The sequence below is a fragment of the Cellulomonas uda genome (assembly GCF_006538705.1).
GTDB lineage: Bacteria > Actinomycetota > Actinomycetes > Actinomycetales > Cellulomonadaceae > Cellulomonas > Cellulomonas uda.
In genome coordinates this window covers 52,219-73,474 of sequence record NZ_BJLP01000004.1, presented here as the reverse complement: position 1 = coordinate 73,474, position 21,256 = coordinate 52,219, and the positions used below count along the sequence as shown (strand labels likewise).

The window sequence follows — 21,256 nt, the reverse complement described above, 5'->3', positions numbered from 1 at the left end:
ACCCACAGTACCTGATACCGTCGGTTTCGTGAGTCCGATCACACCGGGCCCGTCGACGACGACGGCCCCCAGCGCACCGGCCGGCAGCCCAGGGGGCAGCGCGGCAGGGTCCGTCACGGCCCCCGTCCCCTCCGTGCGCGACGTGCGGCGCGACGACCCGTTCGTCGTCGACGGCCGCTCCGCCCGCTGGGCCGACCACCGCGAGGCGCGCCGCGCCGAGCTCGTCCGCATCGCGCGCCGCACGGTCCACCACAAGGGGCCGGACGTCTCCATGGAGGAGATCGCGAACGCCGCGGGCACGTCGAAGTCGATCGTCTACCGGTACTTCTCCGACAAGACCGGGCTGCAGATCGCCGTCGCCGAGGCCGTCGTCCTGCAGATCCAGGGCGCGCTCGAGGGCGTGCTGCGCGTCGCGCCGACGCCGCGTGACGGGTTGCGCGCGATGGTCGCGGTGTACCTCGAGATGATCGAGTCCTCGCCGCACGTGTACGCGTTCGTCACGCGCGACGGCTCGGTCGAGTCCGGCGGCCCGCTCGGGCACTTCCTCGACTCCGTGACGCACCTCGTCGCGCTGCCGTTCGCGCGCGAGCTGTCCGACCACCACGACCAGCGCGGCGAGCTCGCCACGCCGAACCCCGCGCGGGACAGCGCGCCGGACACCGCGCCGGACGCCGCCACCGCGGCCCGCGACTCGCTCGCCGAGGTCTGGGCCGCCGGCGCCGTCGGCTTCGTGCGCGGCGCCGGCGAGTGGTGGATGGCCCACCGCGGCGAGCCGGGCGTGCCCGACCGCGAGACCCTCACCGCCCAGGTCGCCGCGTGGCTGTGGGCCGGCCCGGTCGGCCTGCTCGCCCGCGAGCGCTTCCCGCACACCTCCGCCCGCCCATGGGAGATCCGATGACCCGGGAGACCCGATGACCGCCACGACGACCGCACCCTCCGGTCCCACCGCCCCGTCCCCGCAGCGCGGCAGCAGCCTCGCATCCACCGCCGAGCCGCGCGTCGACGTCGCCGCGCTGGCCGAGCAGCTCCTCGGGCGGTACGCGACGCTGCGCCGCGAGGCCCGTGCCCTCACCGGCAGGCCCGAGTTCCAGAAGATCGAGGGCCTGCCGATGGCGGAGCACCGCGAGCGCGTGCTGCACCAGCTGCGCGAGCTCGCGGCGCACCACGATGTGCTGCGCGCCTTCCCCGCGCGGCTCGGCGGCGCCGACGACCACGGCGGCAGCCTCGCCCGGTTCGAGGAGCTCGTCGCCGGCGACCCGTCGCTGCAGATCAAGGCCGGTGTGCAGTGGGGGCTGTTCGCGTCCGCGATCCTGCACCTGGGCACCGAGCACCACCACGACACGTTCCTCCCGGCCGCGATGTCGGTCGACATGCCGGGCGCGTTCGCGATGACCGAGACGGGCCACGGGTCCGACGTCGCGTCGATCGGGACCACGGCCGAGTACGACCGCGAGACGCAGGAGTTCGTCATCCACACCCCGTTCCGCGCGGCGTGGAAGGACTACCTGGGCAACGCCGCGCTGCACGGCCGCGCCGCGGTCGTGTTCGCGCAGCTCGTCACCGCGCCCGAGGGCAAGCCGCGCGTCAACCACGGCGTGCACGCGTTCTACGTGCCGATCCGCGACGAGGACGGTGCGTTCCTGCCGGGCGTCGGCGGCGAGGACGACGGGTTCAAGGGCGGCCTGAACGGCATCGACAACGGCCGCCTGCACTTCGACCACGTCCGCGTGCCGCGCACCCACCTGCTCAACCGGTACGGCGACGTCGCCGAGGACGGCACGTACACCTCACCGATCTCCAGCCCCGGCCGCCGGTTCTTCACGATGCTCGGCACCCTCGTGCAGGGCCGCGTGTCGCTCGACGGCGCCGCGGTGAACGCGTCGAAGATCGCGCTCGCCATCGCGGTGCGGTACGCGAACGAGCGTCGCCAGTTCGCCGGTGCGGGCGAGGACGAGGTCGTGCTGCTCGACTACCAGCGCCACCAGCGCCGCCTGCTGCCGCTGCTCGCCGAGACGTACGCCTCGACGTTCGCGCACGAGGAGCTGCTCGCCGCGTTCGACGAGGTGTTCTCGGGCCGCAACGACACGCCGGAGACCCGGGAGGACCTCGAGACCCTGGCGGCGGCCCTCAAGTCGACGTCCACGTGGCTCGCGATGCGCACCGTGCAGGAGTGCCGGGAGGCGTGCGGCGGCGCCGGCTACCTCGCGGAGAACCGGCTTGTCGGCCTGCACCAGGACCTGGACGTGTACGTGACGTTCGAGGGCGACAACACGGTCCTGTCGCAGCTCGTCGGCAAGCGGCTCCTCGGCGACTTCGCGAAGGCGCTCAAGGCGGGCGGCGCGGGCGACGTCGCGCGGCTCGTCGCCGACAAGGCCGTGCACCGCACGCTGCTCGTGCGCGCCGCGCAGACCATCGCCGACGTGGGCGACGCTCGTCGCTCCGCCGGTCAGCTGCGCGACGAGGAGACGCAGCGCGAGCTGCTCACCGAGCGCGTCGAGGTCATGGTGGCCGAGCTCGCCACCGCGCTGCGCCCCGCGACGAAGCTGCCGCCCGCCGAGGCCGCCGCGCTCGTCAACTCCCACCAGCACGAGCTCATCGAGGCCGCGCGCGCCCACGCCGAGCGCGTGCAGTGGGAGGCGTTCACGCGCGGCGTGCACGCCGCCACCGACCCGGGCACCCGGCAGGTGCTCACGTGGCTGCGCGACCTGTTCGGCCTCACGCTCGTCGAGCGCCACCTCGCGTGGTACCTCGTGAACGGTCGCCTGTCCGCCGGCCGGGCCCGCACCGTCTCGTCCTACATCGACCGGCTGCTCGTGCGCCTGCGGCCCTACGCGCAGGACCTCGTCGACGGGTTCGGCTTCGCGCCCGAGCAGCTGCGCGCCCCCATCGCCTCGGGTGCCGAGAAGGAGCGGCAGGACGAGGCGCGCGCGTACTTCCGGACCGAGCGCGCCGCGGGGCGGCTCGCCGTGCCCGAGAAGCACGTGCGCTGACCCCTGCGACCTCGGCCGCCCTCGTCCCACCTCACCCGGGGGGAGGCGGGGGCGGCCGCGGTCTGCTGGTCACGTCGGGCGACGACGCGAGCGTGCTCGCCGACAGGTCGTCCGCCGTCCTGTGCGTCGTGATCCTGCTGCTCGTCGCGCTCGGCATCCACCTGGGGCGCGACGTGCGCCTCAACTGGTGGAACGTGCGGCACCCCCGTCCTCGCTCGTGCGCAGGGTCGCCTTGCACGTGCGGCGTCGCGGTCGGTCCCGTCATCGCCGGGCCGGCCCGGCGCCGGTCAGGTGGGGTTGCAGCGCGTCGCCACCAGCTCGAGCGCCGAGACCCGCGGACGCCACGGCTCGATGTTCCACACGTCCTTGTGCCGCGCCCCGCGCTGGTGGCACGCGAGCTGGTCCAGCATCGTCGCGGCCCCTGCCTCGGGCGCGACCACGACGACCTGCGCGGGCACCAGCGCGTCGGCCGCGAGCCCGCCGCCGCGCGCCCAGCCCGCGGGCGTCACCGCGAGCGACCGCCCGCCCTCCCGTTCGCCCCACGCCACGTCGAGCACCGCGCGCGCCGTGAACCACACGCTGGTCGGCTCGTCCCCCGCGCGCAGCACCGCGACGTCGCTGCGAGCGCCGTCCACCTCGGTGCGGGCGAGCGTGCGCAGCCGCCCGTCCGGCTGCGCGCGGACGCCCGCGACGGGCACCTCGCCGCGCAGGACGAGCGCGGTCCCGTCCGGGAGCACGTCCAGCCGCCAGGGTGCGGGTGCGACGACGACGACGGCGTCCGTGCCCGCCGCGAGCGGGACCCGCACCGAGCCGTCGTCGAGCAGGCGGGCCGGGGCGTCGGCGAGCACGCGCAGCGCGACCGGGCCGGTCGACGGACCGGACGAGCGGACGGTCACACCGTCGCGGAGCGCGCGGGCGAGGAGCGCGGCGTCCGCCGCCGACGTACCGGCTGTGCTCAGGGGGTCCGCCGTGCTCGTGGGGCCGACCGTGCTCGTGTCACCGGGTGTGCGCGTGGGAGCGGGCGTCGCGGTCGGTCCGACCGTCGGCGAGGGTGCGCTCGTCGTCGGCGCGCCGTCGTCCGACGCCCATGGCCCACAGGCGCCGACCAGGGCGAGGACCAGCGCCGCGAGCGTGACGGCGCTCGTGCGTCGGGTCGCTGCGGTGGGCACGCGTCGAACCTAGCGCGCGCGTGCCGGAGCCCGGCGGGCCGAGTGTGCGGCTCGTGCCCGCCGGGCCCGCGCCCGGCCGCTCAGGGGGAGGGGGTGCGGCCGGACGTCGGCGCCGACGGGCCGGTGACCGCACCCGGAGGCGCGGTCACCGGCCCGTCGGTCGCGTCAGCGACGGTGGGCGGGGCGGTACCCCTTGCGGGCGCGGACGGCGAGGAGTCCCGCACCGGCGGCGAGTGCGCCGAGCCCGGCGGCGAGGCCGGGGACGAGCGAGTCGGAACCCGTGCTCGCGAGCGGCGGGGTGTCGTCGGGGTTCTCGTCGGCGAGCACCGCGGACGGGTAGCTCGGCGTCGGGCTCGGCCCGGCGACGACGACCTCCTCGTCGTCACCCGGCGCGACGGGGCTCGACAGCGAGGGGACCGGGGTCGGGGTGACGTCGTCCGACGGCGGGGTCGACTCGCCGGGCGTGGGGGCCGGCGTCGTCTCCTCAGCGGTGGGCGTCGGCGTCGGCGCCTCGACCGACGGCTCCGGGCTGGGCAGCGGCTCCTCGACGGGCGGGAGCGGCGGGACGGTCGGGCCCGGCGTCGGCTCCTCGACCGGCGGCGTCGGCGTCACGGTCGGCTTCGGCGTCGGGGTCGGGCGCGGCGGGTAGGTCGGGTACGACGTCGGCTGGGGCGAGGGGGACGGCTGCGGCGGGGAGCTCGGCTGCGGGGTGGGGCGGCACGTCGTCGAGCAGACCGGCTTCTGGCCGCCCTCACCGAAGTGCTCCTCGTACTTGCTCACCTGGACCCAGGTGATGCAGGAGTTCGCGGGGATGCCGACCGTGTCCCAGCGCACCGCGCTCTTGCCGATCAGGCCGCCGGTCGAGCGCGTGCCCTCGATGTGCAGGTTGGCCGAGCCGGTGCGTCCGTGGTGCGTGTACTGCACGTTCACGTGGTCGTGGTTCGCGAACGTGTCGCCCGGTGCGAGCGTCAGGCCCTCGGCGGTCACGGCGTAGGGCACGGGGCCGTCCGACGTGCCCGCCCACGCGCCCGATGACGACGCGACGAGGAGCAGACCGGTGACGATCGGGAGGGCTGTGGCGGCAGCGGCACGGGGGAGCATCGGACCTCGGCTCGGGAGAGTGCGTCGAAAACGGTCGAATCGGACATCCGACCAAGCCGAGACAGTAGGGGTGATCAGGCATAACGCACAATTCCCCCATCGGCGTGTCGCGCGCGGCACGCCGGGGCGTGCGCACGTGTCACCCGTTGAGCGCACGCCGGGCTCGCCCGTCCGGGCGAGCGTCACCTGGACGCGTGTCCGACGAGCCTGCGCCGCGCGGTGCCGGGAAGGCTCCGAGCCGGGGAGTGGACGCGCGTCGGACGGCCCCGTGGGCGTCGGTATCCTGTCGCCGTCCGCCGACGACGGCCGTGTCCCCGCGGGCCGGCCGGCACGGCCCGGAACTCGCCCAAGGGAACCGATGACCTCCGCACCCGCGCGCAGCGACCAGCACTACGACACCGTCGAGGACGCCGCGGCGACTCCCGACCTCGCCCAGCCCTACGCCGAGCTCGGTCTCAAGCCCGACGAGTACCAGCGCATCCGCGACATCCTCGGCCGCCGGCCCACCGCCGCCGAGCTCGCGATGTACTCCGTCATGTGGTCCGAGCACTGCTCGTACAAGTCCTCCAAGACGCACCTGCGCCAGTTCGGCGACAAGACCACCCCGGCGATGAAGGAGCACCTGCTCGTCGGCATCGGTGAGAACGCGGGCGTCGTCGACATCGGCGACGGCTGGGCCGTGACGTTCAAGGTCGAGTCCCACAACCACCCGTCGTACGTCGAGCCGTACCAGGGCGCGGCCACGGGCGTCGGCGGCATCGTGCGCGACATCATCTCCATGGGTGCCCGCCCGGTCGCCGTGATGGACCAGCTGCGGTTCGGTGCGGTCGACCACCCGGACACGGCCCGCGTCGTGCACGGCGTGGTCGCGGGCGTCGGCGGCTACGGCAACTCGCTCGGCCTGCCGAACATCGGCGGCGAGCTCGTGTTCGACGCCTCGTACCAGGGCAACCCGCTGGTCAACGCGCTGTGCCTGGGCGTGCTGCGGCACGAGGACATCCACCTCGCGAACGCGTCGGGTGCGGGCAACAAGGTCGTGCTGTTCGGCGCGCGCACGGGCGGTGACGGCATCGGCGGGGCGTCGATCCTCGCGTCGGAGACGTTCGACGACACCAAGCCGTCCAAGCGGCCCTCGGTGCAGGTCGGCGACCCGTTCATGGAGAAGGTGCTCATCGAGTGCTGCCTCGAGCTGTACGCCGCGCGCGTGGTCGAGGGCATCCAGGACCTGGGCGCGGCGGGCATCTCGTGCGCGACGAGCGAGCTCGCGTCGAACGGTGACGGCGGCATGCACGTCGACCTCGAGAACGTCCTGCTGCGCGACCCCACCCTGACCGCCGGCGAGATCCTGATGTCGGAGTCGCAGGAGCGCATGATGGCGGTCGTCACGCCCGCCAAGCTCGAGGAGTTCCTCGCTATCACGCGCAAGTGGGACGTCGAGACCGCGATCATCGGCGAGGTCACGGGCTCGGGCCGGCTCACGATCGACCACCACGGGCACCGCATCGTCGACGTCGACCCCAAGACGGTCGCGCACGACGGCCCGGTCTACGACCGCCCGTACGCGCGTCCCGCGTGGCAGGACGGGCTGAACGCCGACACGTCCGCGTCGCTCGCGCGTCCGACGAGCCCCGACGAGCTGCGCGCGACCGCGCTGCGCCTGCTCGGCTCGCCGAACCTCGCGTCCAAGGAGTGGGTCACCAAGCAGTACGACCGCTTCGTGCAGGGCAACACCGCGCTCGCGCAGCCCGACGACTCGGGCGTGGTCCGGGTCGACGAGGAGAGCGGCCTGGGTGTCGCGCTCGCGACCGACGCGAACGGCCGCTACGGCAAGCTCGACCCGTACACGGGTGCGCAGCTCGCGCTCGCGGAGGCGTACCGCAACGTCGCGACGACGGGTGCGCGCCCGCTCGCGGTGACCGACTGCCTCAACTTCGGCAGCCCCGAGCACCCCGACTCCATGTGGCAGCTCGTCGAGGCGATCCGCGGCCTGGCCGACGCGTGCCAGACGCTCGAGGTGCCCGTGACCGGCGGCAACGTGTCGCTCTACAACGGCACGGGTGAGCCCGGGAAGATCGACTCGGCCATCCACCCGACGCCCGTCGTCGGTGTGCTGGGCGTGCTCGACGACGTCGCGTCCGCGGTGCCGTCCGGCTGGACCGCGCCGGGCGTGTCGGTCTACCTGCTCGGCACCACGCGCGCCGAGCTCGACGGGTCCGCGTGGGCGGACGTCGAGCACGGTCACCTCGGCGGCGTTCCGCCGCGGGTCGACCTGGCCGCCGAGCGTGCGCTGGCCGCGGTGCTGCAGAACGCCGCGCGCGACGGCCTCGTCGACGCGGCGCACGACCTGTCCGAGGGCGGCCTGGTCCAGGCGCTCCTCGAGTCGTCGCTGCGGTTCGGCGTGGGTGTGCGCGTGTCCCTCGACGCGCTGTGCGAGCGGGACGGCCTCACGCCGTTCGAGGCGCTGTTCTCCGAGTCCACGGCACGCGCGCTCGTCGCGGTGCCGCGCTCGGAGGAGGTGCGCTTCGCGGACCTGTGCGTCGCGCGCGGCGTCCCCGCGCTCAAGCTCGGTCAGACCGCGGACGTCGCGTCCGACGACCAGGAGGCCGGTCCGGCCGTCGAGGTCGAGGGCCTGTTCGCGATCCCGCTGACCGAGGCCCGCGAGGTGTTCGAGGCCACCCTCCCGCGCCACTTCGGCTGACCCCGCACCACCCCGAAGCCCCCGCACCCACCGGCGCGGGGGCTTCGTCGTCCCCGACACCCAGCCCCCGCACCCGACACCCGATACCCGACCGCCCCACCCCGCCGACCTCGCGCTTCCTCCGGCTCGGCCCCTCCAGAGCCGGAGCAACGACGGGGTCAGCGGCGGGGGCCTCGGTCGAGACCGCGCTTGCTCCGGCTCAGCTCCTTCGGACCCGGAGGAACCGCGGGGTCGGCGGGCAGGGGCGTGGGCGAGGTGGGGCAGCGGGGGCTCACACGGGGAACGAGATGGTCCAGATCGTGGGATCGGGATGAGTGGTCGTTGACACCGGCTCCCCGGCCGGCAGCGCGGTCCAGCCGCCGGCCGCGAACCGGTCGATGCCGCTCGTCGCGAACCTGGCCGAGACGTCGTCCTGGTGGTCGGCGAGGAAGCTGAGGGCGAGGGTCGTCGCACGAGAGACCGCGGGCCACGAGGACGACGAGGACGCGAGCGAGAACGCGAGCAGCGGCGGCTCGGCGGAGACCGAGATGACGGACGTCGCGGTGAACCCGACGGGTCGGCCGTCCGCGTCGCGCAGCGTCACGACGACGACGCCCGCGGGGTGGCCGCGGAACACGGCCTTGTACTCGTCGGGCGACAGACGAGGTTCGCGCGGTGCCTCGGTGTGCGGGCGGGCGATCGGCTCGGCGGTCATCGGGCGGCCTCCACGAGGTCGAGGTCCGCGGCCGGCTGAGCGACGGCGCGGCGCAGCGCGCCGCCGCCGCGCGCGAGCCAGGCTGCCACGGCGCGGTCGAGGCCGGTCGGGTCGGCGAGGTCGGCCTCGGTGACCGTGAGGGCGCGGGTCGGGACGACCGCGCCGAGCTCGACGAGCACGGGCCGCAGGTGGACCTCGCCGACGAGCGCGTGCGCCGGGTTGCCGGACACGACGAGGGGCACGACGACGACGCCCGCGAGCCCGTCGGGGCCGTACAGGTCGAGGAACGCCTTCAGCAGGCCCGTGTAGGAGGCCTTGTAGACCGGGGTCGCGATCACCGCGACATCGGAGTCCGCCAGCGCGCCGAGCGCGGCGTCGACCTGGGGTCGCTGCCCGGCGAAGAGCTCGCCGGCGACGGTCACCAGGTCGACCGTGGTGGTGACCGTCCCGCCGACGTGGGCGGCGACGGCAAGCGCCGCGGCCCGGGCGGCCGCCAGGGTGCGCGATCCCTCGCGCGGGTTGCCCGCGACCACCACGACGGTGGGCTCGGGGTGGGTGTCAGGTGCGTGCGTGCTCATGGTCCCTCGCAATCGTTCCGTCACGTTTGCCGGCCCGTGGGCCGGCCAGGTCGTCCCCCGGAGCACCCCGCGCGTGACCGGGGTTGCCGACCAGCGAGCCGGGGCTTGGCGCTGGTTCTCGTGACCTCGGGAGGGGTATAGCAGCGGGTGCGAAAAGGGATACCAGATTGGTCGGAAATCTCGTCTGGTGGACGTCGCGGGGCCCCGCGCGCCAGCGGCACGCCGACCGCGGGGCGACGAGCGCCGCGCCGCCCAGCGACCCGCGGATGTCCACGGGTCGGGAGTCCTGCGCCCGACTGCCGGACGGCGTCTAGCCTGGGGCGTCCTCACATCCAGGCCACGCGGAGCAGAGCGGAGCCGAAAGACATGCAGGTGCAGCTGGAGCGTGCCCTCGAGCAGGTGCTCGCGCGCAACGCCGGGGAGCACGAGTTCCACCAGGCCCTCCACGAGGTGTTCGACAGCCTCGGGCCGGTGCTCGACCGCCACCCCGAGTACGTCGACGCCGCCGTCCTCGAGCGGCTGTGCGAGCCCGAACGGCAGATCATCTTCCGCGTCCCCTGGGTCGACGACTCGGGGACCGTGCAGATCAACCGGGGCTTCCGCGTCGAGTTCAACTCCGCTCTCGGCCCGTACAAGGGCGGCCTGCGGTTCCACCCCTCGGTGTACCTCGGGATCGTGAAGTTCCTGGGCTTCGAGCAGGTCTTCAAGAACGCGCTGACGGGCATGCCGATCGGCGGCGGCAAGGGCGGCTCGGACTTCGACCCGCGCGGCAAGTCCGACGGCGAGGTCATGCGCTTCTGCCAGTCGTTCATGACGGAGCTGTACCGCCACATCGGCGAGTACACGGACGTGCCGGCCGGTGACATCGGCGTCGGCGGCCGTGAGATCGGCTACCTGTTCGGGCAGTACAAGCGCATCACCAACCGCTACGAGTCGGGGGTGCTCACGGGCAAGGGCCTCACCTGGGGCGGCTCGCTCGTCCGCAAGGAGGCGACCGGCTACGGCACGGTGCTCTTCGCGGAGAGCATGCTCCGGACGATCGGTGAGTCCTTCGACGGGCAGCGCGTGGTCGTCTCCGGTGCGGGCAACGTCGCGCTGTACGCGATCGAGAAGGCCCAGCAGCTGGGCGCGCACGTCGTCGGGTGCTCGGACTCGTCGGGCTACGTGCTCGACGAGAAGGGCATCGACCTGGACCTGCTGCGGCAGGTGCGCGAGGTCGAGCGCGGGCGCGTCTCGGTGTACGCCGAGCGTCGCGGCGCCGTGTACGTCCCGGGCCGCCGCGTCTGGGAGGTCGGTGCGCAGGTCGCGCTGCCGTGCGCCACGCAGAACGAGCTCGACGAGGACGACGCGCGCGCGCTCGTCGGCTCCGGCGTCAAGGTCGTCGCCGAGGGCGCGAACATGCCCACGACGCCCAAGGCGATCACGCTGCTGACCGAGTCGGGCGTGCTGTACGCGCCCGGCAAGGCCGCGAACGCAGGCGGTGTCGCGACCTCCGCGCTCGAGATGCAGCAGAACGCGTCGCGGGACTCGTGGACGTTCGAGCACACCGAGGAGCGCCTCGCGGCGATCATGCGTGACATCCACGACCGGTGCCTGACGACGGCCGACGAGTACGGCGTGCCCGGCTCGTACGTCGCCGGTGCCAACATCTCGGGCTTCGTGCGCGTCGCGGACGCGATGCTCGCGCTCGGCCTGGTCTGACGGCCGTGCGGGCCCGGTCGCCTCACGCGAGGCGACCGGGCCGCGGCCCGTCGCGAACGGGTGAACCCGGACGTCCGGGCTGCAGTGCGCGCCCCGGACGGCCGCTGACGTGCTCATGGGTGGACGACCTCATGGGTGACCGACGCGCTGCGCAGCCCACCTCCGGAGCCGGGCTCGTGGCCGGCGCGCCCGTGCGGGCAGGCGTCCTCGCCGTGCTCCTCGCCGTGATTCTCATGGGGCTCCTCGCCGCGTGCGACGCCCCCGCGGGTCCAGCCACGACCACCCCGGCCGCCTCGTCGGCCGCTCCGGGCACGGCCGACGAGCCCACCGCCGCACCCCCGTCGGCAGCGCCGCAGACGCCGGCACCCAGCAGCGCCGCCGGAGCGGACGCAGCCGGCGGCCTGCTGGTGCGCACCGAGTCGCAGGCGGTCACCGCCTGGAGCGCGGCCACGGGCGACGAGAAGCGACTCCTCGCGACGATCGCCCAGACCCCGCAGGCCGCCTGGGTGGGCGACTGGGTCGACGCCGGCGTGGCCCGTGACCAGGTCGCCCGGCTCACGTCGGCCGCCGCCGGCTCGGGCACCACCGCGGTGCTCGTGGTGTACGCGATCCCGGGCCGCGACTGCGGGCTGCACTCCGCGGGCGGCGTCGCCGCCGACGCGTACGCGGCGTGGGTCGAGGCGGTGGCCGGCGGGATCGTCGGCCACCCCGTCGTCGTGCTGGAACCCGACGCGCTCGCCCAGCTCGGCGACTGCGACGGCCAGGGCGACCGGGTCGCGCTCCTCGCCGCGGCCGCGCGGACCCTCGACGAGGCGGGCGCACGCGTCTACCTCGACGCCGGCCACAGCGGGTGGCTGCCCGTCGGCGAGGTGGTCGCGCGCATCCGCGCGGTCGGCACCGCGCACCTCGCGGGCTTCGCGCTCAACACGTCGAACTACCAGACCACCGCCGACGAGCGCGCGTACGGCGAGCAGGTCGCGGCGCAGCTCGACGGCCTGGGCTTCGTGGTCGACACCTCGCGCAACGGGAACGGCTCGAACGGCGAGTGGTGCAACGCGCGCGGTCGCGCGCTCGGCGAGGCGCCGCGGCTCGTCGACGACGGCACGGCGCTCGACGCGCTGCTGTGGGTCAAGTCTCCCGGCGAGTCCGACGGCACGTGCAACGGCGGGCCCGCCGCCGGGCAGTGGTGGCAGGAGATCGCCCTCGAGCTGGCGCGGAACGCGTCCTGACGTCGGCGCCCGGCCTCTCGTGCCGGGGGTCGGAAATGGAGCGGACGGGCGCGGGTGCGTCGGCCTACCGTCGGCGGTATGTCCTCCTCGCAGCGATGGCGTGTGGTGCGCGCCGACAAGGGTGCGGTGCTCGTCGTGCCCGACCTCGGCGTACCCGGACCCGCCCTCGCGGGGCCTGTCCCGGCGCAGCCCACCCCGGCGGAGCCCGTGCGCGCGGCGCTCGCGCGCGACGGGCTCGCGGAGCACGACGAGGGGCGCGTCGTCCCCGCGGTCGGCGACTACGTCCTGCTCGACGACGCGGGCTGCGTCGCGCGGGTGCTGCCGCGCTCGTCGGCGCTCGTGCGGGACACCGCGGGCCGCACGTCGCTGACGCAGGTGCTCGCGGCGAACGTGGACGTCGTGCTCGTCGTGGAGCACCTGGACCCCGACCCGGACCTCGGGCGCGTCGAGCGGCTGCTGACCCTCGCGTGGCGCTCGGGCGCGACGCCGGTGGTGGTGCTGACCAAGGCGGACCTGGTCCCCGACCCGTGGGGGATGGCCGCTGACGTGCAGCGCGTCGCGCTCGGGGTCGACGTGCACGCGGTCACGGCGACCGCCGACGAGGGGCTGGGGCCGCTGCGCGCGGTGCTCACGCCGGGCACGACCCTCGTCGTCGTCGGACCCTCGGGAGCCGGCAAGTCGACGCTGGTCAACGCGCTCGCGGGCCGTGCGGCGATGCCGACCGGTGAGCGCCGCGCGGACGGCCGCGGCCGGCACACGACGACGCACCGGGAGCTGGTGCCGCTCGCGGGCGGCGCGGTGTTGATCGACACCCCGGGGCTGCGTGCGGTGGGTCTGGTGGCGGACGCCGAGGCGCTCGAGCACACGTTCGCGGACGTCGCCGCGCTGGCCGCCCGGTGCCGGTTCTCGGACTGCGCGCACCGGTCCGAGCCGGGGTGCGCGGTGCGGGCCGCGCTCGACTCGGGCGAGCTCGACGAGCGCCGGTTCGACAGCTGGCGCCGGCTCGAGCGTGAGGCGGCGTACCAGGAGCGGCGCGTGGACGCGCGGCTCGCGGCGGCCGAGCGCGCCCGCTGGAAGAAGCTCACGGCGGAGCACCGCCGCGGCCACCGCCCGGTGCCGCGCGCCTAGCGGCGGCGCCTCCCGCCCGGGCCGGTGCGGGCTGGCGAACGGGCGACGGACCTTGGGCCTACGGGCAGGAGCCCCGCGGTCGACCAGGCTGCTGCTCGTGTCGGAGCGCTCCCACACCGGCGGAGCCGGCGCGCGAACCGTCCCGACCCGGACCGAGATAGCGCGACGACAGGACGAGCGGTGACCGGCCTCTACCTCAGCACCCGGACGAAGGCGTACGCGGCCTGGCAGGCGTCGCACGGCGCGGAGCGAGCCGCGCTCGAGCTGCTCGCGACGACCCCGCAGGCCACGTGGCTCGACGACCCGTCCGACCCGGACGCGACGCGCGAGCAGGTCCGCGAGCTCACCCGTGCCGCGGACGACGAGGGCAGCACGGCGGTCCTGGCGGTGTACGCGATCCCCGGCCGCGACTGCGGGCACTACTCAGCGGGCGGTGCCCCGGCGGAGCGGTACGGGCAGTGGGTGCGGGAGGTGGCCGCCGGCATCTGCGGTGCGCCGATCGTCGTGCTCGAGCCGGACGCGCTGCCGCAGCTCGGGGCCGGGGACCACCAGGGCGACCGCGTCGCGTACCTCGCGGACGCCGCGCAGGTGCTGCACGACGCCGGTGCGCGCGTCTACCTCGACGCGGGCCACTCGTCGTGGCTGACGCCGCGGGAGGTGGTGCGGCGCGTCGAGCTGGTGGGCACGCAGCACCTGACGGGCATCGCCCTGAACACCTCGAACTACCAGTGGACGGCCGACGAGCGCGGGTACGGCGAGGCGATCTGCGCCGAGCTGGACCTGCGGTTCGTCGTCGACACCTCCCGCAACGGCCGCGGGAGCGACGGGGAGTGGTGCAACGCGCGCGGCCGCGCGGTCGGTGACCTGCCGCGGCTGGTCGACGACGGCACGGCGTGCGACGCGCTGCTGTGGGTCAAGCCCCCGGGCGAGTCGGACGGCACCGGCAACGGCGGGCCGGCGGCCGGCGCGTGGTGGCAGGAGATCGCGCTCGAGCTCGTGCGCAACGCGACCTGAGCCGGGCCACCGGGCCGTGGCACCCGGCGGTGGGGGAGAATCGCGGGGTGCCTCCTCGCCGTCGAACCGATCCCGCCACGGGACGTGCGGCGCTCGCCGCGTGGCGAGCGGACCCCTCGTCGGTCCCGACCCGGCGCACGGCCGTGCGGTTCACGCTCGAGGAGCTCGCGGACGTCGCGCCCGGGCACACCGTCGAGGTGCGGGTGCCACCGGACGGTGCGGTGCAGGCCGTCGCAGGGCCGCGGCACACGCGCGGGACGCCGCCGAACGTCGTCGAGATGGACCCGCAGACGTGGCTCGAGCTCGCGACCGGCGCGCTGACGTGGGACGACGCGGTGCGCGACGCCCGGGTGCGCGCGTCGGGCGAGCGCGCGGACCTCGCGGACTGGCTGCCGCTCCAGGCGGCGCGCGAGCGCCCGGGCCGCTGACCGGCCCGGCGCGAGCCGGGACCCGCGGCGGGCTGACCTAGGATCGCGGGGTGTCGCACGACCCGCAGGACCCCCAGCGCCCCGACGAGCCCGTGACGCCCCAGGGCGGTGAGCCGGCCCCCTCGGAGGACGAGCTCGTGCGCCTCGCGGTGCCCGCGCGGGTGCGGCGGGCGCCCAAGTACGGGGTGTTCATCGTCGCGGGTGCGCTCGTCGGCGTCGTCGTCGGGCTGCTGCTCACGCTGTTCCTGGGTGCGGGCTCGGACGGCACGGGCTCGTCCGACGTGGCGTCGGGGACGGGCTTCATCTCGTTCCTCGACGGGCAGGGCTCGATCCGGCTGGTGATGGGGACCGCGGGTGCGGTCGTCGGCGGGTTCGTCGGCGGGGCGTTGGCGGTCCGCGCGGACCGGCGCAGCCGCGACCCGCTGGGCTGACCCGGGACCGGTCCCGTGCCGCGCGTCCGTGCTGCGGCGGGACGCGGCGCGGCTGACCTGCACTTAAACGATGTGGGCGACCGCCCGGTGTGGCCGGGGCGGGTGGACGTCGGGTTGCCTGGTCGCTACCGGCCCAGGGGCGTGCTCGCGCATCGACGTCGACGTCGACGCGCAGCGGCAGCGCACGTGCCGCAGCGTGTCCGCCGGACGCGCCCTGGGTCCGGTGCCCGTGTCCGCCAGCCCGAGGAGCATCCATGTCCGCCCGCAGAACCGCGTCCGCGCTGCTGACCGCCGCAGCGTTGTCCGTCACAGGCCTCACGGCCGTCGCGAGCACCGCGAGCGCAGCCGACGGCTGCCGCGTCGACTACACCGTCCAGAGCCAGTGGAACTCCGGGTTCCAGGGCGACGTCAAGATCACCAACCTGGGGTCCCCGCTCTCGTCGTGGACCGTCGCGTGGACGTTCCCGTCCTCGGGCCAGCGCGTCTCGCAGTCGTGGAACGCGAACGTCACGACGAGCGGCTCGCGCGTCTCCGCGTCGAGCATCGGCTGGAACGGCTCGCTCGGCACGGGTGCGTCGACCCAGTTCGGCTTCATCGGCTCGTTCACCGACTCGAACCCGGTGCCGACGTCGTTCACGGTCAACGGCGTGACGTGCACGGGCACCGTCACCCCGACGCAGGGCCCCACGCAGGGTCCGACCCAGGGCCCCACGCAGGGACCGACCCAGGGCCCCACGCAGGGTCCGACGCAGGGACCGACCCAGGGCCCCACGCAGAACCCGCAGCCGTCGGGTGACCTGTACGTCGACACCGAGAACCAGTCGTACGCCGCCTGGCAGGCTGCCTCCGGCAGCACCAAGGACCTCCTGGCCAAGATCGCGCTGACCCCCCAGTCGGTGTGGATCGGCAACTGGAACAGCCCGTCGGTGTCGCAGCAGCAGATGCGTGACGCCACGAGCCGCGCCTCGGCCGCCGGCAAGACGGTGTCGGTCGTCATCTACGCGATCCCGGGCCGCGACTGCGGCTCGTACTCGGGCGGCGGCGTCGCCGAGAGCGAGTACGCGCAGTGGATCGACACGGTCGCGAGCGGCATCGTCGGCAAGCCGATCGTGATCCTCGAGCCAGACGCGCTCGCCCAGCTCGGTGACTGCGGCGGTCAGGGTGACCGCGTCGGCTTCCTGCGGTACGCGGCGAAGTCGCTCACGCAGGCCGGCGGCCGCGTCTACATCGACGCGGGCCACTCCGGCTGGCTGTCGGTGGACACCGCCGTGAACCGTCTGAACCAGATCGGCTTCCAGTACGCGGTGGGCTTCGCGCTCAACACGTCGAACTACCAGACGACGTCCGCGTCGCAGCAGTACGGCGAGCAGATCTCGCAGCGCCTCGGCGGCAAGGGCTACGTCATCGACACCTCGCGCAACGGCAACGGCTCGAACGGCGAGTGGTGCAACCCGCGCGGTCGCGCGCTCGGCGACAAGCCGCGCCTGGTGAACGACTCGACGGGCCTCGACGCCCTGCTGTGGGTCAAGCTGCCGGGTGAGTCGGACGGCACGTGCAACGGCGGCCCGGCCGCCGGCCAGTGGTGGCAGGACATGGCCCTGGAGCTCGCGCGCAACGCCAAGTGGTGACCACCTGACGACAGGTGAACGGGGGGCCATGCGTCCGCGGTCGGTGTGCGACCATGGACGCGTGGCCCCCCGCGCTGACGGACGACTGAACCACGACCTCCTCCCGGACGAGAAAGGCCCCCAGGACGCCTGCGGCGTCTTCGGTGTCTGGGCACCGGGCGAGGAGGTCGCCAAGCTCACCTACTTCGGCCTCTACGCGCTGCAGCACCGCGGCCAGGAGTCCGCGGGCATCGCGACGAGCAACGGCAGCCAGCTCCTGGTCTACAAGGACATGGGCCTGGTCTCGCAGGTGTTCGACGAGACGGCCCTCAACGCCCTGCAGGGGCACATCGCCATCGGGCACGCGCGGTACTCCACCACCGGCGCGAGCAACTGGGAGAACGCCCAGCCGACGCTCGGCCCCACGGCCGCCGGCACCGTCGCGCTCGGCCACAACGGCAACCTGACGAACACCGCGGAGCTCGTCGAGCTCGTCGCGGAGCGGTACGGCAGCCAGCGGCGCGGCGAGCTCGCCCGCGGCAACACCACCGACACGGCGCTCATCACCGCGCTGCTCGCGGGGGACCCGGACCACACGCTCGAGGCCACCGCGCTCGAGGTCCTGCCGCGCCTGCGCGGCGCGTTCTCGCTCGTCTTCATGGACGAGCGCACGCTGTACGCGGCGCGTGACCCGCAGGGCGTGCGCCCGCTCGTGCTGGGCCGTCTGGAGCGCGGGTGGGTCGTGGCGTCGGAGACGCCGGCGCTCGACATCGTCGGCGCGAGCTTCGTGCGCGAGGTCGAGCCGGGCGAGTTCATCGCGATCGACTCCGACGGCCTGCGGTCGACGAAGTTCGCGACGCCCGAGCGGGCGGGCTGCATCTTCGAGTACGTGTACCTCGCGCGGCCGGACACCACGATCTCGGGCCGCTCGGTGCACGCCGCGCGCGTCGAGATGGGGCGTCGCCTCGCCGTCGAGCACCCGGTCGAGGCGGACCTCGTCATCCCGGTCCCCGAGTCGGGCACGCCCGCCGCGGTCGGCTACGCGCAGCAGTCGGGCATCCCGTTCGGGCAGGGCCTGACCAAGAACGCGTACGTGGGCCGCACGTTCATCCAGCCGTCGCAGACCCTGCGCCAGCTCGGCATCCGGCTCAAGCTCAACCCGCTGCGCGAGATCATCCGCGGCAAGCGCCTCGTCGTCGTGGACGACTCGATCGTGCGCGGGAACACCCAGCGCGCGCTCATCCGCATGCTGCGGGAGGCGGGTGCGGCCGAGGTGCACGTGCGGATCTCGTCGCCGCCCGTGAAGTGGCCCTGCTTCTACGGGATCGACTTCGCCAGCCGTGCCGAGCTCATCGCCAACGGCCTCACGCCCGACGAGATCGGCGCGTCGCTCGGAGCGGACTCCCTCGGCTACATCTCCGAGAGGTCCCTCATCGAGGCGACCGAGCAGCCCGCGAGCCAGCTGTGCACCGCGTGCTTCTCGGGCCGGTACCCCATCGAGCTCCCGTCGGCCGACCAGCTCGGCAAGCACCTGCTCGAGCAGAACGAGCTGCCCCTCGGTGCCCCCGAGGACGGCCTCGTCGCGATCATCCCGGGAGCGGGCGGCGCCACGGCGCTCGACCACCCCTGACCCCGCCGAACCCCGGCCGTCGCGCCGCGCCCCGCGCGTCCGCGGCCGACCCGACCACCCTTGGAGCGCCCGTGACCCAGCCCGACGAGAACGCCCCGCTGACGTACGCCGCGGCGGGCGTCGACACGGAGGCGGGCGACAAGGCCGTCGAGCTCATGAAGGACGCCGTGCGCGCGACGCACGGTCCGCGTGTCCTCGGCGGGGTCGGCGGCTTCGCGGGTCTGTACGACGCGAGCTTCCTCACGCGCTACCGCAAGCCGCTGCTCGCGACGTCGACCGACGGCGTGGGCACCAAGGTCGCGATCGCGCAGGCGCTCGACGTGCACCACACCATCGGATTCGACCTGGTGGGCATGGTCGTCGACGACATCGTGGTGGTCGGCGCCGAGCCGCTGTTCATGACCGACTACATCGCCACGGGTCGCGTGGTGCCGGAGCGGATCGCGGACGTCGTGCGCGGCATCGCGGACGCGTGCCGGGTCGCGGGCACCGCGCTCGTCGGTGGCGAGACCGCGGAGCACCCCGGCCTGCTGGCACCCGACGAGTACGACGTGGCGGGCGCCGCGACGGGCGTCGTCGAGGCCGACGAGCTGCTCGGCCCGGAGCGGGTGCGCGCGGGCGACGTGCTGGTGGCGTTCGCGTCGTCCGGCCTGCACTCCAACGGCTACTCGCTCGTGCGCGCGGTCGTGCGCCAGGCGGGCTGGGGCCTCGAGCGGCACGTCGACGAGCTGGGCCGCACCCTCGGCGAGGAGCTGCTCGAGCCGACGCGCGTGTACGCGTCCGACTGCCTGGCGATCGCCCGCCGTGCGGGCACGGCGGGGGTGCACGCGTTCAGCCACGTCACGGGCGGCGGGCTCGCGGCGAACGTCGCGCGCATCCTGCCGGCCGGGCTGGTCGCGGACGTCGACCGTGGCGGCTGGCTCGTGCCGCCGGTGTTCTCGATGGTGCAGAGCCTGGGTCAGGTGCCGTGGACGGACCTCGAGGGCACGCTCAACCTGGGCGTCGGCATGGTCGCGGTCGTCGCGGCCGACGCGGTCGACGGGGTGCTCGCGCACGCCGGCGAGCTCGGTCTGCCCGCGTGGGAGCTCGGGGCCGTGCGCGCGGCCGGTGAGCGCGACGTCGTCGGTGCGCCCGGGTTCGTCTCCGGGACCAAGGGCGTCGAGGGCGGCGCCGTGAGCCTGACCGGGGAGTACCGCACCCGCTGACGCGTGAACGGCGCTGCGGGGCTCACCCGCAGCGCCGTCAGCACGACTCGTCAGCACGACTCGTCAGCACGACTCGTGAGCACGACTCGTCAGCACTACTCGTGAACGAGAGTCGACGACGAGACGCACCGACGTGAGACGTCAGCGAAGGTCGACGACGAGGGCCGTCGACGAGACAGACGTCAGCGGGAGTCGGAGGACGACGAGCGTGGCAGGTGCGCGCTCAGCGCCCCGGCACCGCGGGGGTCACCGCTCGTCGTCGAGCCAGCGGCGGTAGTCCTCGGGAGGCTCGTCCTCGGTGTCCAGCGCGGCCACACCGCGACGGTCCACGGGATCGTGGTTGCGAGACGCCAGCTCCTGCTCGAGGGCTCGGTAGTTGGTCTCCGGGCTGAAGTACTTCAGCTCCCGGGCCACCTTCGTCTGCTTAGCCTTCTGACGGCCGCGCCCCATGGCATCGACCCCCTCTAACGTGGAAGCGGGGCGGCACCGTGCTCACACGTGCGGCCCCGGGGTGCTGAATCGTCTGTTCGTGCCGTAACGCTACATGGAACTCAGTTGTTCCGGCCACTCACGGGAGGGCGACTCGCATCACGTTCACTCAGGGCGCACCGGTCCGACACCGTGTCGGGCGGAGCGCGGGGGCGGCGTCGTGCGCCCGCGTGCGACACCGGGCCCGGGGGCGCGCGGCGGCGCGGCCTTCCGGGGTCGAGACCGCCTCGTCTCGCATGGGCGAATCGCCCGGTTTAGTGTGGGTGATGCGGGCGCTGGCCTGCCGAGTCGTCGGATCCCAGGGCCGAGATGTACTATTTCGTAATGAAATCGTAGCCCGGAATGCGCTGCATGCCGGGTTCGCACATGCTAATGGTGCGGGCCGCGCGGACGTCGTCCGAACGGCATCCAGGTCCGTGCTGACACACCAGCCACCACACCGGTGGCCCCGGTGGGAGGGGAGTCCCACCCGGCCGCCCGTCCGCCAGGAGGCATCCGCATGACCGCCAAGCCCGCAACGTCCGAGAACCTGCTCACCCCGTCCGAGGTCGCAACCCTGTTCCGTGTCGACCCGAAGACCGTGACCCGCTGGGCCAAGGCCGGCAAGCTGTCGTCGATCCGCACCCTCGGCGGGCACCGCCGCTACCTCGAGTCCGAGGTGCAGGCCCTGCTCGAGGGGATCCCGCAGCAGCGGGTCTCCTGACACCGCCGGCGGGTCCGCACCCGCCGCAGCGACGAGGACCCCGGACGCGTGCCCGCGTCCGGGGTCCTCGTGCGTCGTCGGGCGTGACGCGCGGTCGTGCGCGTGCGCTCGTCGTGCGGGTGCCTGTCGTGCTGGTGCTCAGCGGCGGGCGAGCCGCAGCACCACGATCGCGGTCACGAACGCCACGCCCACCCCCACGCCGGCCAGCACCTTGCGGGCGTGCGCCCGGTCGGCCGGGTCGGCCCCCGGGCTGGTCGCGTCGGACGCGAGCCGACGCGCGGTGGCGATCGCCGCGTCCGCCTGCGCGCGGGGTGCCAGGCGCGCGGTGAGCTCGTCGACGGTCGTGGCGAGCTGATGGCGCGTCGCGGCGATGTCCGCCTCGACCGCGAGCATCGCGGGCGTCGTGAACCGCTCCGGTGCGCTCTTGTCGTCGCTCATCGGGCGTCTCCTTCCAGGGGCAC

Annotated in this window: 19 protein-coding genes and 1 riboswitch; of the genes, 13 read left to right on the top strand and 6 right to left on the bottom strand. The window is 74.4% G+C overall.

The window, feature by feature from the left end; translation table 11 throughout:
- Positions 1-28 precede the first annotated feature (28 nt).
- Both CUD01_RS02230 and CUD01_RS02225 read left to right on the top strand, forming a co-directional pair.
- Positions 29-898 carry a TetR/AcrR family transcriptional regulator gene (locus CUD01_RS02230; protein WP_141318367.1) on the top strand — a complete coding sequence of 290 codons (870 nt, stop codon included), beginning with the start codon at positions 29-31 and terminating at the stop codon, positions 896-898.
- 13 nt (positions 899-911) lie between these two features.
- Complete coding sequence (locus CUD01_RS02225; protein WP_141318365.1) at positions 912-2,990, top strand: acyl-CoA dehydrogenase family protein; 2,079 nt, start codon at positions 912-914, stop codon at positions 2,988-2,990.
- A gap of 287 nt (positions 2,991-3,277) precedes the next feature.
- Here the strand turns inward: CUD01_RS02225 and CUD01_RS02220 are convergent, their stop codons facing one another.
- Both CUD01_RS02220 and CUD01_RS02215 read right to left on the bottom strand, forming a co-directional pair.
- The gene (locus CUD01_RS02220) at positions 3,278-4,159 is read right to left on the bottom strand and encodes a DUF2599 domain-containing protein (RefSeq protein ID WP_141318362.1); all 882 of its coding nucleotides are present in this window, start codon (positions 4,157-4,159) and stop codon (positions 3,278-3,280) included.
- A gap of 165 nt (positions 4,160-4,324) precedes the next feature.
- Entirely contained in the window at positions 4,325-5,260 is a 936-nt protein-coding gene (locus CUD01_RS02215) for an LPXTG cell wall anchor domain-containing protein (protein ID WP_141318360.1), read from the bottom strand.
- Between the two features lie 358 nt (positions 5,261-5,618).
- Here CUD01_RS02215 and purL point away from each other — a divergent pair, with 358 nt between their 5' ends.
- Entirely contained in the window at positions 5,619-7,958 is a 2,340-nt protein-coding gene (gene purL, locus CUD01_RS02210) for a phosphoribosylformylglycinamidine synthase subunit PurL (RefSeq protein ID WP_141318358.1), read from the top strand.
- A 271-nt stretch (positions 7,959-8,229) separates the two neighbouring features.
- On the opposite strand, the gene CUD01_RS02205 is transcribed toward purL, so the two are convergent.
- Both CUD01_RS02205 and CUD01_RS02200 read right to left on the bottom strand, forming a co-directional pair.
- Positions 8,230-8,652, bottom strand: coding sequence for a flavin reductase family protein (locus CUD01_RS02205; RefSeq protein WP_141318356.1), 423 nt, complete (start codon positions 8,650-8,652; stop codon positions 8,230-8,232).
- Entirely contained in the window at positions 8,649-9,230 is a 582-nt protein-coding gene (locus tag CUD01_RS02200) for an NAD(P)H-dependent oxidoreductase (RefSeq protein WP_141318354.1), read from the bottom strand. The genes CUD01_RS02205 and CUD01_RS02200 overlap by 4 nt, the downstream gene beginning before the upstream one ends.
- A gap of 17 nt (positions 9,231-9,247) precedes the next feature.
- A riboswitch (SAM riboswitch) is annotated at positions 9,248-9,356 on the bottom strand.
- 240 nt (positions 9,357-9,596) lie between these two features.
- Between CUD01_RS02200 and gdhA the strand changes: the two genes are divergently transcribed.
- The 9 genes from gdhA to purM all read left to right on the top strand — a co-directional run bounded on the left by gdhA (position 9,597) and on the right by purM (position 19,603).
- Positions 9,597-10,931, top strand: coding sequence for an NADP-specific glutamate dehydrogenase (gene gdhA / locus CUD01_RS02195; protein WP_094180940.1), 1,335 nt, complete (start codon positions 9,597-9,599; stop codon positions 10,929-10,931).
- Positions 10,932-11,062: 131 nt separating this feature from the next.
- Positions 11,063-12,160, top strand: a complete 1,098-nt coding sequence (locus CUD01_RS02190) for a glycoside hydrolase family 6 protein (RefSeq protein ID WP_141318352.1) — start codon at positions 11,063-11,065, stop codon at positions 12,158-12,160.
- A gap of 78 nt (positions 12,161-12,238) precedes the next feature.
- Entirely contained in the window at positions 12,239-13,288 is a 1,050-nt protein-coding gene (rsgA, locus tag CUD01_RS02185) for a ribosome small subunit-dependent GTPase A (RefSeq protein WP_141318350.1), read from the top strand.
- 180 nt (positions 13,289-13,468) lie between these two features.
- Entirely contained in the window at positions 13,469-14,302 is an 834-nt protein-coding gene (locus tag CUD01_RS02180; protein WP_166772171.1) for a glycoside hydrolase family 6 protein, read from the top strand.
- A gap of 47 nt (positions 14,303-14,349) precedes the next feature.
- On the top strand, positions 14,350-14,730 hold the full coding sequence (locus tag CUD01_RS02175; RefSeq protein ID WP_141318346.1) for a sterol carrier family protein: 381 nt from the start codon (positions 14,350-14,352) through the stop codon (positions 14,728-14,730).
- A 50-nt stretch (positions 14,731-14,780) separates the two neighbouring features.
- On the top strand, positions 14,781-15,161 hold the full coding sequence (locus tag CUD01_RS02170) for a histidine kinase (protein WP_166772172.1): 381 nt from the start codon (positions 14,781-14,783) through the stop codon (positions 15,159-15,161).
- Positions 15,162-15,415: 254 nt separating this feature from the next.
- Complete coding sequence (locus CUD01_RS02165; protein WP_141318344.1) at positions 15,416-16,789, top strand: glycoside hydrolase family 6 protein; 1,374 nt, start codon at positions 15,416-15,418, stop codon at positions 16,787-16,789.
- Between the two features lie 61 nt (positions 16,790-16,850).
- Complete coding sequence (gene purF / locus CUD01_RS02160) at positions 16,851-18,398, top strand: amidophosphoribosyltransferase (protein ID WP_141318342.1); 1,548 nt, start codon at positions 16,851-16,853, stop codon at positions 18,396-18,398.
- 71 nt (positions 18,399-18,469) lie between these two features.
- On the top strand, positions 18,470-19,603 hold the full coding sequence (gene purM / locus CUD01_RS02155; RefSeq protein ID WP_141318340.1) for a phosphoribosylformylglycinamidine cyclo-ligase: 1,134 nt from the start codon (positions 18,470-18,472) through the stop codon (positions 19,601-19,603).
- Positions 19,604-19,849: 246 nt separating this feature from the next.
- On the opposite strand, the gene CUD01_RS02150 is transcribed toward purM, so the two are convergent.
- The gene (locus CUD01_RS02150) at positions 19,850-20,053 is read right to left on the bottom strand and encodes a DUF3073 domain-containing protein (protein ID WP_094180932.1); all 204 of its coding nucleotides are present in this window, start codon (positions 20,051-20,053) and stop codon (positions 19,850-19,852) included.
- 538 nt (positions 20,054-20,591) lie between these two features.
- Here CUD01_RS02150 and CUD01_RS02145 point away from each other — a divergent pair.
- Positions 20,592-20,795, top strand: coding sequence for a BldC family transcriptional regulator (locus CUD01_RS02145; RefSeq protein WP_094180931.1), 204 nt, complete (start codon positions 20,592-20,594; stop codon positions 20,793-20,795).
- A 138-nt stretch (positions 20,796-20,933) separates the two neighbouring features.
- Here the strand turns inward: CUD01_RS02145 and CUD01_RS02140 are convergent, their stop codons facing one another.
- Positions 20,934-21,233, bottom strand: coding sequence for a DUF3618 domain-containing protein (locus CUD01_RS02140; protein WP_141318339.1), 300 nt, complete (start codon positions 21,231-21,233; stop codon positions 20,934-20,936).
- Positions 21,234-21,256 lie beyond the last annotated feature (23 nt).

Excerpts from the sequence above, each read along its gene's own strand:
- CUD01_RS02140 (WP_141318339.1), bottom strand. The coding sequence starts at position 21,233 with ATGAGCGACGACAAGAGCGCACCGGAGCGGTTCACGACGCCCGCGATG.
- CUD01_RS02200 (WP_141318354.1), bottom strand. The coding sequence starts at position 9,230 with ATGAGCACGCACGCACCTGACACCCACCCCGAGCCCACCGTCGTGGTG.
- CUD01_RS02165 (WP_141318344.1), top strand. The coding sequence starts at position 15,416 with ATGTCCGCCCGCAGAACCGCGTCCGCGCTGCTGACCGCCGCAGCGTTG.
- CUD01_RS02225 (WP_141318365.1), top strand. The coding sequence starts at position 912 with ATGACCGCCACGACGACCGCACCCTCCGGTCCCACCGCCCCGTCCCCG.
- CUD01_RS02205 (WP_141318356.1), bottom strand. The coding sequence starts at position 8,652 with ATGACCGCCGAGCCGATCGCCCGCCCGCACACCGAGGCACCGCGCGAA.
- CUD01_RS02145 (WP_094180931.1), top strand. The coding sequence starts at position 20,592 with ATGACCGCCAAGCCCGCAACGTCCGAGAACCTGCTCACCCCGTCCGAG.
- gdhA (WP_094180940.1), top strand. The coding sequence starts at position 9,597 with ATGCAGGTGCAGCTGGAGCGTGCCCTCGAGCAGGTGCTCGCGCGCAAC.
- rsgA (WP_141318350.1), top strand. The coding sequence starts at position 12,239 with ATGTCCTCCTCGCAGCGATGGCGTGTGGTGCGCGCCGACAAGGGTGCG.
- CUD01_RS02150 (WP_094180932.1), bottom strand. The coding sequence starts at position 20,053 with ATGGGGCGCGGCCGTCAGAAGGCTAAGCAGACGAAGGTGGCCCGGGAG.
- purL (WP_141318358.1), top strand. The coding sequence starts at position 5,619 with ATGACCTCCGCACCCGCGCGCAGCGACCAGCACTACGACACCGTCGAG.
- CUD01_RS02215 (WP_141318360.1), bottom strand. The coding sequence starts at position 5,260 with ATGCTCCCCCGTGCCGCTGCCGCCACAGCCCTCCCGATCGTCACCGGT.
- CUD01_RS02190 (WP_141318352.1), top strand. The coding sequence starts at position 11,063 with ATGGGTGACCGACGCGCTGCGCAGCCCACCTCCGGAGCCGGGCTCGTG.